Origin of the sequence: Microbacterium phycohabitans (genome assembly GCF_032464935.1) — a bacterium.
GTDB lineage: Bacteria > Actinomycetota > Actinomycetes > Actinomycetales > Microbacteriaceae > Microbacterium > Microbacterium phycohabitans.
Genome location: NZ_JAWDIT010000006.1, coordinates 57,874 through 73,661 on the forward strand (window position 1 = coordinate 57,874; position 15,788 = coordinate 73,661).

General features: G+C 69.1%; 13 protein-coding genes. 1 reads left to right on the forward strand and 12 read right to left on the reverse strand.

All coding sequences use genetic code 11. The annotated features are described in order from the left end of the window. Positions 1-124: 124 nt before the first annotated feature. The 6 genes from RWH44_RS15090 to RWH44_RS15115 all read right to left on the reverse strand — a co-directional run bounded on the left by RWH44_RS15090 (position 125) and on the right by RWH44_RS15115 (position 5,984). Complete coding sequence (locus RWH44_RS15090) at positions 125-916, reverse strand: PP2C family protein-serine/threonine phosphatase (RefSeq protein ID WP_316005219.1); 792 nt, start codon at positions 914-916, stop codon at positions 125-127. 4 nt (positions 917-920) lie between these two features. Continuing rightward, complete coding sequence (locus RWH44_RS15095; RefSeq protein WP_316005220.1) at positions 921-1,337, reverse strand: cytochrome c oxidase subunit 4; 417 nt, start codon at positions 1,335-1,337, stop codon at positions 921-923. Positions 1,338-1,340: 3 nt separating this feature from the next. Continuing rightward, entirely contained in the window at positions 1,341-3,104 is a 1,764-nt protein-coding gene (gene ctaD, locus RWH44_RS15100) for an aa3-type cytochrome oxidase subunit I (RefSeq protein WP_298875551.1), read from the reverse strand. A 2-nt stretch (positions 3,105-3,106) separates the two neighbouring features. Beyond that, complete coding sequence (gene ctaC, locus RWH44_RS15105) at positions 3,107-3,985, reverse strand: aa3-type cytochrome oxidase subunit II (RefSeq protein ID WP_298875549.1); 879 nt, start codon at positions 3,983-3,985, stop codon at positions 3,107-3,109. Positions 3,986-4,151: 166 nt separating this feature from the next. Beyond that, the gene (gene erpA, locus RWH44_RS15110; protein WP_056227791.1) at positions 4,152-4,517 is read right to left on the reverse strand and encodes an iron-sulfur cluster insertion protein ErpA; all 366 of its coding nucleotides are present in this window, start codon (positions 4,515-4,517) and stop codon (positions 4,152-4,154) included. Positions 4,518-4,589: 72 nt separating this feature from the next. Continuing rightward, entirely contained in the window at positions 4,590-5,984 is a 1,395-nt protein-coding gene (locus RWH44_RS15115) for a dipeptidase (RefSeq protein ID WP_316005221.1), read from the reverse strand. Between the two features lie 46 nt (positions 5,985-6,030). Here RWH44_RS15115 and RWH44_RS15120 point away from each other — a divergent pair, with 46 nt between their 5' ends. Continuing rightward, positions 6,031-6,603, forward strand: a complete 573-nt coding sequence (locus tag RWH44_RS15120) for a DUF3043 domain-containing protein (protein ID WP_298875542.1) — start codon at positions 6,031-6,033, stop codon at positions 6,601-6,603. 151 nt (positions 6,604-6,754) lie between these two features. On the opposite strand, the gene RWH44_RS15125 is transcribed toward RWH44_RS15120, so the two are convergent. From RWH44_RS15125 to RWH44_RS15150, 6 genes are all read right to left on the reverse strand, one after another. Continuing rightward, positions 6,755-7,780, reverse strand: a complete 1,026-nt coding sequence (locus tag RWH44_RS15125) for a quinone-dependent dihydroorotate dehydrogenase (protein ID WP_316005222.1) — start codon at positions 7,778-7,780, stop codon at positions 6,755-6,757. A 10-nt stretch (positions 7,781-7,790) separates the two neighbouring features. Beyond that, positions 7,791-8,276 carry a transcriptional regulator NrdR gene (nrdR, locus tag RWH44_RS15130; protein WP_298875536.1) on the reverse strand — a complete coding sequence of 162 codons (486 nt, stop codon included), beginning with the start codon at positions 8,274-8,276 and terminating at the stop codon, positions 7,791-7,793. 10 nt (positions 8,277-8,286) lie between these two features. Then, a complete protein-coding gene (gene hisD / locus RWH44_RS15135) occupies positions 8,287-9,588 on the reverse strand; it encodes a histidinol dehydrogenase (protein WP_316005223.1) in 1,302 nt (433 codons plus the stop codon). Between the two features lie 208 nt (positions 9,589-9,796). Beyond that, a complete protein-coding gene (locus RWH44_RS15140) occupies positions 9,797-11,026 on the reverse strand; it encodes a hypothetical protein (RefSeq protein WP_316005224.1) in 1,230 nt (409 codons plus the stop codon). A 104-nt stretch (positions 11,027-11,130) separates the two neighbouring features. After that, positions 11,131-14,595, reverse strand: a complete 3,465-nt coding sequence (gene dnaE, locus RWH44_RS15145) for a DNA polymerase III subunit alpha (protein ID WP_437127307.1) — start codon at positions 14,593-14,595, stop codon at positions 11,131-11,133. Positions 14,596-14,864: 269 nt separating this feature from the next. Then, on the reverse strand, positions 14,865-15,788 hold the full coding sequence (locus RWH44_RS15150; protein ID WP_316005225.1) for an RluA family pseudouridine synthase: 924 nt from the start codon (positions 15,786-15,788) through the stop codon (positions 14,865-14,867).

Consider the following 15,788-nt stretch of genomic DNA (forward strand, 5'->3'; position numbering starts at 1 on the left):
GCGGCCCACCCCAGCATCGCCGGAGACCACGGCCGAACATCACACGAACCCTCGAAGCTGATCGTGGCCCCACCCGGGCGTTGCCGGGCGCCATGGCCGATCACGCCGCGTGGCGATCAGGCGGTCAGGCGGTCTCGACGTCTTCGGCGAACCAGCGCGCGGCCGACCCGAAGAAGATGGGTTCGCCGGCCTCGGTCTCGTCGTCGTCGACGACGTCGCACACGACCACAGTGACGTTGTCGCGGGTGCCGGCCTCGAGTGCGAGAGCGACGGCCGACGCAGCGGCCGAACGGGCGTCGGGCGCCTCAGCGATCAGTCGCGCCACATCGGCTTCGGGTACGTAGTCGGTCAGTCCGTCGCTGCACAGGACCCATCGGTCACCGACGATCGGGGGGCGTTCGGCGACCGAGACGACATCGCCTTCCGCACCACCGAGCGAGGCGGTGATGATGTTTCGGCGGGGGTGCGCCGCGGCGGCCTCGGGCGGGATGATGCCGTGATCGACGAGAGCCTGAACGTAGGAGTCGTCGCGGGTCTCGCGCGTGAACTCTCCGTCACGGAGGAGGTAGGCGCGCGAGTCGCCGGTGTGAGCGAGCAGCAGTTCCCCGCTGAGGCTGAGGAAGATGCCGGTGAACGTCGTCGCCATCCCCTCGAGCGCGGGATCGCGTTCGACGTGGGCGCGGATGTCCCAGTTGGCTTCGCGGATACGGACCAAGAGGCCATCGGCATCCAGGCCTCCTCCGCTCGTCGCCACGAGACGGTGGATCAGGGCGGCGGACGCGAGGTCTCCCGACGGACCACCGCCGACGCCGTCGGCCACCGCCGCACCCCAGGACGCCGCGAAGGCGGCGTCCTGGTTGGTGGGACGATGGGCGCCGGCGTCGGAGACGGCAGCCGCTCTCAGACGGACGGGCACAGGATCAGCGCGCGAAGTACCCGCGGTAGTACTCGTACACCCAGCCGACGATGGCGACGACGAACACCGCGAATCCGACGGGGACGAGCCAGCTGCCGACAGCGAGGCCGACCACGGCGATCGCCGCGGAGGCTGCGAGCACGATGGGCCACCACGACCACGGGCTGAACTCGCCCATCTCGGGGTCGCCGTCATCGATGTCGGCCGTGAGGATGTCTTCGGGCAGGTCACCGCGCTGCGCCTTGAGGACGCGGCCGATGTAGAACGCGATCATCGACGACATGAGGCCGAGGAACGCCAGGGCGACGGTTCCGACCCACTCGACGCCACCGTGCTGGAGCAGGCTCCAGACGGTGTAGACCGCCGCGATGACGAACGAGAACACCGCGATGATCCACCAGAGGTTGACGTTGGTACGCATGTGTTACTTGACCTCTCCGGCAGCTGCGTCGACGACGGGCGTATCGGGGGCGTCCTTGACCGGACCCACACCGACCGGGATACCGGCCTCGGGGTGGTTGAGGTCGAAGGCGGGACGCTCGCTCCGGATGCGCGGGATCGACGTGAAGTTGTGACGCGGCGGCGGGCACGACGTCGCCCACTCGAGCGATGCTCCATAGCCCCAGGGGTCGTCGACGGTCACGCGCGGCGCCTTGCGGGCCGTGATCCACACGTTGAGCAGGAACGGGATCATGGACGCACCCAGGATCATCGAGCCCACAGTCGACAGCTGGTTCTCCCAGGTCCATCCGTCGGCCGCGGCGTAGTCCGCGTAGCGACGAGCCATTCCGTCGACACCCAGCCAGTGCTGGATGAGGAAGGTCATGTGGAAGCCGACGAACAGCAGCCAGAAGTGCACCATCCCCAGACGCTCGTTGAGCATCTTCCCGGTCCACTTGGGCCACCAGAAGTAGAAGCCGGCGAACATCGCGAACACGACGGTGCCGAAGACCACGTAGTGGAAGTGCGCGACCACGAAGTACGAGTCGGACAGGTGGAAGTCCAGCGGGGGCGAGGCGAGGATCACGCCGGTGAGACCACCGAAGACGAACGAGACCAGGAAGCCCAGGGCGAAGACCATCGGCGTCTCGAAGGTCACCGAGCCACGCCACAGCGTTCCGATCCAGTTGAAGATCTTCACACCGGTCGGCACCGCGATGAGCATCGTCATCAGGGCGAAGAACGGCAGCAGCACGCCACCCGTGACGTACATGTGGTGCGCCCACACGGCCACCGACAGCGCGGCGATCGCGATGGTCGCGTACACGAGGGTCTTGTAGCCGAAGATCGGCTTGCGGCTGAAGACCGGGAAGATCTCCGACACGATGCCGAAGAACGGCAGCGCGATGATGTAGACCTCCGGGTGACCGAAGAACCAGAACAGGTGCTGCCAGAGCAGGACGCCGCCGTTCTCGGGGCTGTAGATGTGCGCACCGAGCACGCGGTCGGCGGCGGCCGCGAAGATCGCCGCGGCGAGCACGGGGAACGCGAGCAGGATCAGGATGCTCGTGATGAGCGTGTTCCACGAGAAGATCGGCATGCGCCACATGGTCATGCCCGGGGCACGCATCGTGAGCACGGTCGTGATGAAGTTGACCGCACCGAGGATCGTGCCGAAACCGCTGATGCCGAGACCGAGCATCCAGAGGTTGCCGCCGACGCCGGGCGAGAAGCTCGCATTCGCGAGCGGCTGATAGGCGAACCATCCGAAGCCGGCCGCACCCTGCGGGGTGAGGAAGCCGGACACCGCGATGGTGGAGCCGAACAGGAAGAGCCAGAACGCGAACGCGTTCAGACGCGGGAACGCCACGTCGGGGGCGCCGATCTGAAGGGGCAGCAGCGCATTCGCGAAGCCCGCGAACAGCGGCGTCGCGAACATGAGCAGCATGATCGTGCCGTGCATGGTGAACAGCTGGTTGTACTGCTCTTTGGTCGGGATGATCTGCATCCCCGGCTCGAACAGCTCGGCGCGGATGATGAGCGCCATCACTCCACCGAGCATGAAGAAGATCACCGAGGCGATCAGATACATGTACCCGATGGTCTTGTGGTCGGTGGAGGTGATCCACTTGACGACCAGGTTGCCCTTCTGCTCCACACGCGTGGTGCTCAGCAGTGCGGCTTGACGCGGCGGGAGAGTCGTCGGGCGCGAGGGCCCGGTCCCCTGGAGCGGAAGCGTCGTGGCCATGATCACTCGTTCCCTTCGACGCCGGTGGTCAGGTTCTGCAGACGCGACAGGTCGCTGATGTCGCCCACGTCGCCGGCGCGGCGCAGGGAGTTCAGGTAGTCGTTGTACTCGGTCTCGCTGACGACCTTGACGTTGAAGAGCATCGCCGAGTGGTACTCACCGCAGAGCTCCGCGCACTTGCCTTCGTAGGTGCCCTCGCGAGTGGGCGTGAAGGACCACTCGTTGTCGCGACCGATGTACATGTCTTTCTTATAGAGGAAGTCGATGATCCAGAAGGAGTGGATGACGTCGCGCGAGCGGAGGTCGATCTTGACCGTCTTGTTCACCGGCAGGTACAGCGTCGGCACGTCGTCGAGGTCGTAACCGTCGGCGGTGGCCTTCGCCTGGACACCCATCGAGTACACGGCGTCGGAGTTGTCTTCCTTCTCGCCGTTGTACTGGAAGTCCCACGCCCACTGCTTGCCGTAGGCCGTGATGGACACGTCGGGGTCTTCGTACTGGGTCTCGAGCGTGTTCTGGTCGCGCGCCGTGAAAGCGAAGAAGCCGACGACCAGGATGAGCGGCACGATCGTGTAGAAGATCTCGATCGGCATGTTGTACCGCAGCTGGACGGGCAGACCCGACTGGCCGCGACGACGGCGGTAGGCGATGACCGACCACAGCATCAGGCCCCAGGTGACGACACCCACGGCGAGGAGCACGATCCACGAGTTGACCCACAGTCCGGCGACCATGTCGGTGTGGTTCGTCGCGGCCGGGCCGTCATCGACGAAGCCGGGCAGGAATCCGTGCAGCTGGGAAGTGGTGCAGCCCGAGAGGAGTGCGACGGACGCGATCCCGAGAGGGAGCGCGGCCCAGCGAAGGCGACGTTTGGAGGGCACAATGCACCTTTCCGGGTCGTGGATAAAGCTTTGACAGTCTACGGCAACCTCTCACCGTTCTCTGGCCATTCGTCCAGTGCCGAGACATCGGAAACCCCCGGGTTCCACGGTGCGAACCGTGGCCCCGGGGGTCCGTGACGTCGACGTCGGAGGACGCCGACCGAGCTCAGTGGAAGCTGTCGCCGCAGGCGCAGGAGCCCTGCGCGTTGGGGTTGTCGATCGTGAAGCCCTGCTCCGAGATCGTGTCCTTGAAGTCGATGTTCGCACCGTCGAGGTACGGGACGCTCATGTCGTCGACGATGACCTCGACACCGTCGAAGTCGACGACCTTGTCGCCGTCGAGGTAGCGCTCGTCGAAGTAGAGCTGGTAGATGAGGCCGGAGCAGCCGCCGGGCTGCACGGCGACGCGCAAGCGGAGGTCGTCGCGGCCTTCCTGCGACAGCAGGCTCTTGACCTTGTCGGAGGCGGCCGCGGTCAGGCCGACGCCGTGCTCGCGGGTCTCGGCGGAGGACGACAGAGTGGTGTCGGTCATGGCGATGCCCTTCGGGTTGATCGGTCGCGGGGACGAGGCAAGTCTACGCCTGTCCCGTCCCCGCGGCCCCGATCAGACGGTCCGGTCGTTCAGTCGCGCCAGCAGCAGCGCTTCCGAGACCAGGGCGTTGCGGAACGTGTCGAGGTGCAGCGACTCGTTCGGGCTGTGCGCGCGCGCGTGCGGATCCTCGACGCCCGTGACGAGGATCTGCGCGGCGGGGAACTCGCGGACGAGGTCGGAGATGAAGGGGATGGACCCGCCGATCCCGACGTCCACCGACTCGACGCCGTAACCGTCGGCGAACGCCGCGCGTGCTTCTTCGACGGCCCACCCTCCGGTGTCCACGAGGAAGGAGTCGCCGCAGTCCACGTCGCTGAACTCGAGCTGCGCGCCGAACGGCGCGTGCGCACGCAGGTGCGCCTGGACCGCGGCGAAAGCCTCCTCGGCATCCTGACCGGGGGCGACGCGCGCGCTGATGACGACGCTCGTCTGCGGCGCGAGGGTGTTCGACGCGGCCTCGACGGGGGTGGCGTCCCAGCCGGTGATGGTGATCGACGGCTTGTTCCAGATGCGGCTCAGGATCGAGTCGCGTCCGATGGGGCTGACGCCCTCGAGCAGGCCGGACTCGGCGCGCAGAGTGGCCTCGTCGTAGTCGGGCGTGTCGGCGTCGCGCGTGGCGAGACCCTCGACGGCGACGGCGCCGTCGTCGTCCCACAGCGTGGCGAGCAGCTTCACGGTCGCGAGCATGGCGTCGGGGACGGCTCCGCCCATCATCCCGGAGTGCGAGGCGTGGGCCAGCGTGCGCACGGTCAGCGTGAAGCGCGCGTTGCCGCGCAGCGACACCGTCAGGCCGGGCGTGCGCTCGTCCCAGTTGCCCGAGTCCGCGACCACGATGACGTCGGAACGCAACGCTCCGGCGTTGTCGGAGAGGAACTGGCCGAAGGAGCGCGAGCCGTACTCCTCCTCCCCCTCGATGAACACGGCGAGGCCGAGGTCGAGGTCGTCGCCGAGGACCTCGGACACGGCCCGGATCGCGCCGACGTGCGCCATGATGCCGGCTTTGTCGTCGGCGGCACCGCGTCCGTACAGGCGCCCGTCGCGCAGCGTCGGCTCGAAGGGCGGCGAGTCCCACAGCGCCTCGTCTCCCGGGGGCTGCACGTCGTGGTGGGCGTAGAGCAGCACGGTCGGTCGGCCATTGCGGGCGGCGCGCGTGGCGAGCACGGCCGGCTGCCCCATCTCGTCGGTGCCGGGGATCCGGGCGCGGGTCACCGCGACGGAATCGAAGACGCCGGTGCCCTGGAGGAGGGCGGCGACCGCGTCGGCGCTCTTGACCAGGGCGGTCTGATCGAAGGCCGGCCAGGCGATCGACGGGATGCGGACGAGGGCGCCGAGATCGGCCAGGGCGGAGGGGATGCCGGCGTCGGCTGCTTTTTGCACAGCCTCCTGCCGGGACAGGTCGAGGGTCATGCGGGTAATCTTAAGTCTCCCGACCAGCGAATCACCGAGGTTTCCCGTGGCCAAGTCCCCCGCACCCGCCCCCAACGACACCCCCGTCGACTCGACGGCGCTCGGATCGGGCAAGGGCCGAGCGACGCCCTCGCGCGCCGAGCAGGAGGCCGCCCGCAAGCGCCCCCTGGTCCCCGACACCAAGGAGGCGAAGGCCCGCGCCCGCGCCGAGTTGGCGGCGCAGCGCGAGAAGGCCCGCATCGGCATGGCAGCCGGTGAGGAGCGCTATCTTCCCGTGCGCGACCGCGGGCCGCAGCGCCGCTTCGCTCGTGACTTCGTGGATGCCGGCTGGCACCTCGGCGAGGGCGTCATGCCGTTCATGGTGCTCGTGATCGTCGCGACGCTCATCCCCGTGCAGTTCTTCCAGTACTGGTCGTTCGTCGCGCTGTGGATCTTCATCCTCTTCGTCATCGGAGACATGATCATCACCTCGATCCGCGTCAAGCGCGCGGCGAAGGAGAAGTTCGGCGAGAGCCGCCTCGAGAAGGGTCTCGGGTGGTACGCGGCGATGCGCACCGTGCAGATGCGTTTCATGCGCCTGCCGAAGGCTCAGGTCAAGCGCGGTCAGTACCCCGCCTGATCCCCCGCTTCGCGGAACGGCGCACCGGAAGGTGCGCCGTTTCGTCGTTCTCGGGTCGGATGCCGTGTCGTCCTCCGCGCGCAGGCGGCCGACCGGCGCCTACGCGCGGTGTACCGCCACGTCGACGAACCAGCGGCCGGTCAGGAGCGGGTCAGCGCGCGCGGGCGAGACCGCGATTGATCTGACGCGCCCAGAGGGGTCCGCGGTAGAGGAACGCCGTGTAGCCCTGCACGAGGGTGGCACCGGCGGCGAGACGATCGCGGACGTCGTCGGCGGTGTCCACTCCCCCGGCGGAGATCACGACGAACTCGGCCGGGACCGCCTCGCGCACCAGGCGGAGCACCTCGAGCGCGCGCTGCTTCAGCGGCGCGCCGGAGAGCCCGCCCGCACCCGCGGCCTCGACGGTCGCGGCATCCGTCGTCAGACCGGAACGGGCGATGGTGGTGTTGGTGGCGATGAGGCCGGCCAGGCCCGCGTCGACGGCGAGACGGGCGATGTCGCGCACCTCGTCGTCGTCGAGGTCGGGGGCGATCTTGACCAGGAGCGGGGTGCCCCCCGCCGCGTCGCGCACCGCTGTCAGCAGGGGGCGGAGCGTCTCGACGGCCTGGAGCCCCCGGAGCCCGGGCGTATTGGGGGACGAGACGTTGACGACGAGATAATCGGCCAGCGGCGCGAGCAGCCGGGCGCTGCGGACGTAGTCGGTCGTGGCGTCCTCGACGGCGACGACCCGGCTCTTGCCGATGTTCACGCCGATGACCGGGCGACGACGGGCTCGGCGCAGGCGGCGCAGCCGCGCGGCCGCGGCGGCGGCACCGTCGTTGTTGAATCCCATGCGGTTGATCACCGCGCGATCGGCGACGAGCCGGAACAGGCGTGGCTTGGGATTGCCCGGCTGGGGCAGCGCGGTGACCGTGCCGACCTCGACGTGGCCGAAGCCGAGCGCGCCGAGCCCGCGGCCCATCGTGACGTTCTTGTCGAAGCCCGCGGCCACCCCGAACGGCGAATCGAAGGTCAGGCCGAGCGCCTGCACCCGCTGGTCGGCGCCGGGGGCGGTGGCGCGACGGACGACGGATGCCAGGGGCTCCACCCCGGCGACCCGGATGACGAGCGCACCGAGGTGGTGCGCGAACTCGGGGTCGAGACGCGAGAGGACCGTGCGGAAGAGAAGGGGATACATCCCCGCCAGGCTACTGGACGACGTCGCGGTCGTCGTTCGCCGGGCGTTCCGCGTGGTCGGCGCGCAGTTGGGCGATCGCCGCGTCGAAATCGTCGAGCGAGTCGAACCCCTGGTACACGCTCGCGAAGCGCAGGTACGCCACCTCGTCGAGTTCGCGCAGCGGTCCGAGGATCGACAATCCGATCTCGTTCGCCTCGATCTGCGACGACCCCGTCTGACGGATCGCCTCCTCGACCTGCTGCGCCAGCACCGCGAGATCGGCGTCGGTGACGGGGCGGCCCTGACAGGCTTTGCGGACGCCCGACATGACCTTTTCGCGACTGAACGGCTCGACCACCCCCGACCGCTTGATGACGTTCAGGCTCGCCGTCTCGACCGTCGAGAATCGACCACCGCACTTGGGGCACTGACGTCGACGACGGATGCTCAGCCCGTCGTCGCTCGTGCGCGAGTCGATGACGCGGGAGTCGGGGTTGCGGCAGAAGGGGCAGTGCATGGGTTCTCCCTCAGTCGTCGAACCGCGCGGTCACGGCCTCGCCGTGCGCGGGGAGGGCCTCGGCGTCGGCGAGGGTCACGATGGCATCCCGGACTCGTGAGAGCGCCGCACGGTCGTACTCGACCACCTGCTGGGGGCGCAGGAACGTCGCTGCGGAGAGGCCCGCGCTGTAGCGCGCCTGTCCCCCGGTCGGCAGCACGTGGTTGCTCCCGGCGAGGTAGTCGCCGAGGCTCACCGGCGTGTAGGGACCGACGAACACGGCTCCCGCGTTGACGAAGTCCTCGGGACGCGGATCGGCCAGGTGCAGCTCGAGGTGCTCGGGCGCGTAGGCGTTGCTGAAGGCGGTCGCTTGTGCGATGTCGTCGACGAGCACGACCGCCGACTGCGGCCCGTGGAATGCCGCGGTGACGCGCTCGGTGTGACGGGTCGAGGCGACGCGCGCCGGGAGGGCCGCGCGTACGGCCTCGGCCAGTGCGGGCGAGTCGGTCACGAGGACGGCCGACGCCTGCTCGTCGTGCTCGGCCTGACTGACGAGGTCGGCGGCGACGAGAGCGGGGGTCGCCGAGTCGTCGGCCACGACGAGGATCTCGGTGGCACCGGCCTCCGAATCGGTGCCCACGCGCCCCGCGACGGCGCGCTTGGCCGAGGCGACGAAGTTGTTGCCCGGGCCGGTGACGACATCCACGGGATCGAGGCCGATCTCGGCGACACCGTGCGCGAACGCACCGATCGCGCCGGCGCCCCCCATCGCGTAGACCTCGGTCACACCGAGCAGACGCGCCGCGGCGAGGATGACCGGGTGAACGCGCCCGCCGAAGTCGGCCTGCGGCGGGGAGGCGAGGGCGACCTCGCGGACACCGGCGACCTGCGCCGGGACGGCGTTCATGACGACGCTCGAGGGGTAGACGGCCTTGCCGCCGGGCACGTAGAGGCCCACGCGACGCACCGGCTGCCAGCGCTGCGTCACACGGGCGCCGTCGCCGAGCTCGGTCACGACCGGGGCCGGGACCTGCGCCGCGGATGCCGTGCGCACGCGCGAGATGGCCTCGTCGAGGGCGGCGCGGATCTGCGGATCGAGGTCGCGCAGCGCCTCGTCGAGGTGATCCGCGGGCACGCGGATGGCGTGGTCGCTGACACGATCGAAGCGCGCCGCCTGCTCGCGCAGAGCCTCTTCGCCCCGGTGGGCCACGTCGGCGACCAGACGGGCGGCGGTGGCGAGGGCCTCGTCACGCGCGGCATCGGCGCGCGGGACGACGGCGAGGAGCTCGGCCGGCGAGAGGACGCGGCCGCGGAGATCGATCGTGCGGAGCATGGCTCCAAGGCTACCGGCCGAGCAGGAGCCCCTCCGCGCAGTCCACAGGCTCGCAGCGGGCGCTCAGCCTGCCCACCGGCGGAGCCCTCGCATCCCCCCGGTTCGGCCCGTACGCACCGGCCCGGGTCTGAGCGCCCCCACGCGAAAGGGCGGGGGTCGTGAGACCTCCGCCCTCTCCCGATGTCAGCTTCGGGTCACACCCGAGTTCTCAGCCCCGGGTCACGCCCGACACGTCGTGCAGATACCCGATCCGGCCGTCGTCGTGACGCACGACGAAGGTCTCGCCGCGATCCTCGATCACGAGCGCCCACGCCGTCGGCCCGATCCGGAAGATGGGCGTGCCGTAGTCGTCGACGATCTCGCGCTCTTCGGGCGCGAGCGCCCAGAACGCCTGCGCGTGCGGGTGGTCGTCGCCCTCGGGCGCACCCCGGGAATCGTCGGACGCCTCGCGACCGGTCTCGCGTCCCGTGTCGTACGTGCTCACGGCTCCGGTGTCGGCGTGCAACGGCGCGAAGATGTCGGTGGCCGTGTCGTCGCCGCGCGTCGCGGGGAGCACCGAGGTCGCCGGCGCCGCGTCGTCATGCGGGAGGTCGGTCGAACCGGTGTAGCTGCCGGGCGTGGGGGCCTCGGCCTCGGGCGTCGCAACGCCGGCGTCGGGCCCGGCGACCGGACGCGGGGCCCGCGGCGCGCGCGGACGCGGAACGACCGGGCGGATGGGACGGGCGTTGCGGTGCGCGGGGATCTCCTCGCGACCGCGGAAGTCAGCCGAGAACGGCGGGATCACCGGCGCGAAGACGGTGAGAACGACGCCGGCCAGCAGCACGACGGCCTCGACCCAGATGACCCAGGAGCGCGTCCAGATGCCGGTCTGGTCGAAGACCGCCACGGTGTCCCACACCCACGAGACCCAGATGAGGGCCGACACCGCGAACGCCACCGAGGCGAACTGGTCGATGCCGAGCGAGCCGACCCGGCGGATGCCCTGAGGCGACAGACGCCGCAGCACGAGGAGACCGACCGCGACGGTGGGCAGAGCCACCGCGGGGATCCACCACAGTCCGGAGAGCCACACGTTGCCGCCGCCGATGAGGACGCCCGACGGCGAGTCGAGGATGTTCGTGCGGAAGAACGAGACGAAGAACGCCACCACCCAGACACCCAGCAGGGCGACTTCGCGCACGGAGAACGGACCGACGCCGTACGACACGGTGCCCGTGCGAGCGGGTGCCGACGCATCGGTGTGCGCGTCAGCAGACGCGGAGGACGTTCCGGGCGCCGGCGGGGCCACCGGGGGGTGCTCGGCGGAGGCGGTCGAGTCCGCGCCGCGGACCGCGGAGGGGTCGGCCGCATCGGACACGGACGGCGCACCGGATGCGGTCGTCGGGTCGGCGTGATCGCGGTGGGGCTCGGAGGTGTCGTGGGGGTACTGATCGTTCACGGGGGTCCTTTCACCCAGGGCGCCGCAGCGCCCGGACATCGTAACCGGCGGGTCTTCAGCGTCTGCTGGGGTTGCGACGCTCGAGCGGCGCACCGATCGTGGGGTCAGCCGAGGCAGTTGGGCCCGAGCAGGCCCTTCAGCTCGCCGAACAGGTCGGCGGTGACGCGGACGGGCATCGGGACTTCGAACACCTTCGCCGTGCCGCCCTTGTGCAGCTTGAGAAGCACCTCGGTCGAGCCGGAGTGGCGACGCAGCATCTGCGCCAGCTCGCCGACCAACGCCTCGTTCGCGCGCTGCTCGGGCACGACCAACGTGAGTCCGCCCGTCTCGTCGAGCCCCTCGAGATCGGGGGCGAAGGCGCTCTGGGCGTGCAGATTGAGTCCGTCGTCGCGTCGCGAGACGCGTCCGCGCACGACCAGGATCGAGTCGGCCTGCAGCACCGGGGCGAACTCGGCGTACGTCTTCCCCATGAACATCACGGTCACCTCGCCGTTGAAGTCCTCGACGGTGACCATGCCGTAGGGGTTACCGCTCTGCTTCGCGACGCGGTGCTGCACGCTGGTGAGCAGACCGGCCACCGTGACCTGATCGCCGTCCTGCACGTCTTCAGACGCGAGGAGATCGTGGATCGACGTCGAGGCGTGCTTGGCGAGGGGCACCTCCAGGCCCGCGAGCGGGTGGTCGGAGACGTAGAGTCCGAGCATCTCGCGCTCGAACGCGAGCTTGTCCTTCTTGGTCCACTCCGGTCGCTCGGGCACCTTCACGACCTGCTGCGGTTCGTCCCACAGCGAGTCGAAGTCGAACCCGACCTCACCGTTGGCCTCCCGACGCTTGTCGAGCACCGCGCCCTCGCACGCGTCCTCGTGCACCTCGACGAGCGCGCGGCGCGTCGACCCGAGCGAATCGAACGCGCCCGCCTTGATCAGCGACTCCACGGTGCGCTTGTTGGCCACGTGCATCGGAACCTTCGACAGGAAGTCGTGGAACGACGTGTACTTGGCATCCTGTCGGGCAGACACGATGCCGTCGACCACGTTGGTGCCGACGTTGCGCACCGCGCCGAGACCGAAGCGGATGTCTTCCCCGACGGCGGCGAAGAAGCGGATCGATTCGTTGACATCGGGCGGAAGCACCTTGATGCCCATGCGGCGGCACTCGTTGAGGTACACCGCCATCTTGTCTTTCGAGTCGCCGACGCTGGTCAGCAGGGCGGCCATGTACTCGGCGGGATAATGCGCCTTGAGGTAGGCCGTCCAGTACGACACGAGACCGTAGGCCGCGGTGTGCGCCTTGTTGAAGGCGTAGTCGGCGAACGACTCGAGCACCTTCCACAGCGTTTGCTGCGCGACCTCGCCGAACCCGCGTTCGGTCATGCCGCCGAAGAAGATCTCCTTCTGCTTGTCGAGCTCGCTCTTCTTCTTCTTGCCCATCGCGCGGCGCAACAGGTCGGCCTGGCCGAGCGTGTAGCCGGCGACGCGCTGGGCGACCGCCATGACCTGCTCCTGATACACGATCAGGCCGTAGGTCGTGTCGAGGATGTCGGCCAGCGGCTCCTCGAGCTCGGGGTGGATCGGCTCGATCTCCTGCTGCTTGTTCTTGCGCAGCGCGTAGTTGATGTGAGAATTCACACCCATGGGACCGGGGCGGTAGAGCGCCAGCACGGCCGAGATGTCCTCGAAGTTGTCGGGGCGCATGAGCCTGAGCAGAGACCGCATGGGCCCGCCGTCGAGCTGGAACACGCCCAGCGTGTCGCCGCGCGCGAGGAGCTCGTAGGATGCCGCGTCGTCGAGGTCGAGGTCTTCCAGCACCAGGGGATGCCCGCGGTTGGCCGCGATGTTGTCGAGGGCGTCGTTGATGATCGTGAGGTTGCGCAGCCCCAGGAAGTCCATCTTGATCAGGCCGAGCGACTCGCACGCGGGGTAGTCGAACTGCGTGACGATCTGGCCGTCCTGCTCGCGGCGCATGATCGGGATGATGTCGATGAGCGGCTCGCTCGACATGATCACGCCGGCCGCGTGCACGCCCCACTGGCGCTTGAGGTTCTCGAGTCCGAGAGCGGTGTCGAAGACCGTCTTGGCCTCGGCGTCGGTCTCGATGAGGGTGCGGAACTCGCTCGCCTCTTTGTAGCGCGGGTGCTCGGGGTTGAACATGCCGTCGAGCGGCATGTCTTTGCCCATGACGGCCGGCGGCATGGCCTTGGTGAGCTTGTCGCCCATGCTGAACGGGAAGCCGAGGACGCGCCCGGCATCTTTCAGCGCCTGCTTGGCCTTGATCGTGCCGTAGGTGACGATCTGCGCGACGCGCTCGTCGCCGTACTTCTCGGTGACGTACTGGATCACCTCGCCACGGCGGCGGTCGTCGAAGTCGACGTCGAAGTCGGGCATCGAGACGCGGTCGGGGTTGAGGAAGCGCTCGAAGATCAGGCCGTGCTGCAGCGGGTCGAGGTCGGTGATCTTCATCGCGTACGCGACCATCGAGCCGGCTCCCGACCCACGCCCGGGCCCCACGCGGATGCCGTTGTTCTTGGCCCAGTTGATGAAGTCGGCGACCACGAGGAAGTAGCCCGGGAACCCCATCTGCAGGATGACGTCGGTCTCGTACTCGGCCTGCTTGCGCACCGCGTCGGGGATGCCGCCGGGGTAGCGGTCGTGGAGGCCGTTCTCGACCTCTTTGATCATCCAGCTGCCCTCGGTCTCGCCCTCGGGGACGGGGAAGCGCGGCATGTAGTTGGCGGAGGTGTCGAACTCGACCTCGCACCGCTCGGCGATGAGCAGCGTGTTGTCGCACGCCTCGGGGTTGTCGCGGAAGACCTGGCGCATCTCGGCGGCGGACTTGACGTAGTAGCCGTCGCCGTCGAACTTGAAGCGCTTGGGGTCGTCGAGCGTCGAACCCGACTGCACGCACAGCAGGGCCGCGTGGCTCGTCGCGTCGTGCTGGTGTGTGTAGTGGAGGTCGTTGGTGCCGACGAGCGGGATGTCGAGCTCTTTGGCGATCTTCAGCAGATCGCCCATGATGCGCCGCTCGATCGACAGGCCGTGGTCCATGATCTCGGCGAAGTAGTTCTCTTTGCCGAAGATGTCTTGGAACTCCGCCGCGGCGGCCTTGGCGGCGTCGTACTGGCCGAGTCGCAGGCGCGTCTGCACCTCGCCCGAGGGGCAGCCGGTCGTGGCGATCAGACCCTTGCTGTAGGTCTGCAGCAGCTCGCGGTCCATGCGGGGCTTGAAGTAGTAGCCCTCCATGCTCGCGCGCGACGACAACCGGAAGAGATTGTGCATGCCCTCGGTCGTCTCGGACAGCAGGGTCATGTGCGTGTAGGCGCCCGAGCCCGAGACGTCGTCGCTCTGCTGCTCGGGAGTACCCCACCGCACGCGGGACTTGTCGGAACGGTGGGTTCCGGGAGTGACGTAGGCCTCGATGCCGATGATCGGCTTGATGCCGGCGTCTTTCGCGGTCTTGTAGAACTCGTAGGCCGCGAAGGTGTTGCCGTGGTCGGTGACGGCGATGGCCGGCATGCCCTGCTTGACGGCTTCTTGGACCATCGGCCCGATGCGCGCCGCGCCGTCGAGCATCGAGTACTCGCTGTGCACGTGAAGGTGAGCGAAGGAGTCAGCTGCCACGCGTCGAGTCTACGTTCGGCCTCCGACATCGGCCGTGGATGTTCGGGGCGGACGCCCAGTCGGCACCGCCCTCCCGGGCGCGTCGCCGTGCGACCGCGCGAGCAGAGCACGGACCGCGATATGCGGAGGGGTCGGCGAGCGGGGCCACGCGTGGCATCCGTCCCGGATCGGCCCCTGCGACCGACCGCGCAGCACGCGACGCCGACCCGCTCGGCGCGGTATCAGACGCCGTCGCCGAGGATCTCGAGTGCCCGCGCCAGGTCGGCCGGGTAGGGCGACTCGAACTCGACCCACTCCCCCGTGCCGGGATGCGTGAAGGCGAGCCGGTGGGCGTGCAGCCACTGGCGGGTGAGCCCCAGGCGCGAGGAGAGCGTCGGGTCGGCACCGTAGAGCGGATCGCCGGCGCACGGATGCCGGTGAGCGGCCATGTGCACGCGGATCTGGTGCGTGCGACCGGTCTCGAGATGGATCTCGAGCAGCGACGCGCGGGGGAAGGCCTCGAGGGTCTCGTAATGGGTGACCGAGTCCTTGCCGTCGGGGGTGACGGCGAACTTCCACGAGTGGTGCGGGTGGCGACCGATGGGCGCGTCGATGGTCCCGGCGAGCGGATCGGGATGCCCCTGGACCACCGCGTGGTAGATCTTGTCGACCTCGCGCTCTTTGAACGAGCTCTTGAGCAGGGTGTAAGCGCGTTCGGTCTTCGCGACGACCATCAGACCGCTCGTCCCCGCGTCGAGACGGTGCACGATCCCGCGTCGCTCGGCCGGACCGCTCGTGGCGATGCGGAAGCCCGCCGCGGCGAGGGCGCCGAGCACGGTCGGCCCCTCCCATCCGAGGGACGGGTGCGCCGCGACCCCGGCGGGCTTGTCGACCACGACGATGTCGTCGTCGTCGTGCACGATGCCGAGATCGGGAACCGCGACGGGCACGATCTCGGGCTCGCGTTTGGGTTCCCACTCGACCGTGAGCCACGAACCGGCACGGAGACGGTCGGATCGTCCGGCCGTTCGGCCGTCGACGCTCACGCCCCCGGCGTCGGCAACCTCGGCCGCGAAGGTGCGGGAGAACCCGAGCATCTTGGCCAGAGCCTGGTCGATGCGCGTTCCGTCGAGCCCGTCGGGGACGGGGAGGCTGCGGGAGTCCAC

Bases quoted from the DNA above. Each gene is read 5' to 3' on its own strand.
- RWH44_RS15095 (WP_316005220.1), bottom strand. From the start codon at position 1,337: ATGCGTACCAACGTCAACCTCTGGTGGATCATCGCGGTGTTCTCGTTC.
- ctaD (WP_298875551.1), bottom strand. From the start codon at position 3,104: ATGGCCACGACGCTTCCGCTCCAGGGGACCGGGCCCTCGCGCCCGACG.
- erpA (WP_056227791.1), bottom strand. From the start codon at position 4,517: ATGACCGACACCACTCTGTCGTCCTCCGCCGAGACCCGCGAGCACGGC.
- RWH44_RS15115 (WP_316005221.1), bottom strand. From the start codon at position 5,984: ATGACCCTCGACCTGTCCCGGCAGGAGGCTGTGCAAAAAGCAGCCGAC.
- RWH44_RS15125 (WP_316005222.1), bottom strand. From the start codon at position 7,780: ATGTATCCCCTTCTCTTCCGCACGGTCCTCTCGCGTCTCGACCCCGAG.
- nrdR (WP_298875536.1), bottom strand. From the start codon at position 8,276: ATGCACTGCCCCTTCTGCCGCAACCCCGACTCCCGCGTCATCGACTCG.
- hisD (WP_316005223.1), bottom strand. From the start codon at position 9,588: ATGCTCCGCACGATCGATCTCCGCGGCCGCGTCCTCTCGCCGGCCGAG.
- dnaE (WP_437127307.1), bottom strand. From the start codon at position 14,595: ATGCTCGACGGCGCGGCGCGCATCGGGCCGATGGTCCAAGAAGCCGTC.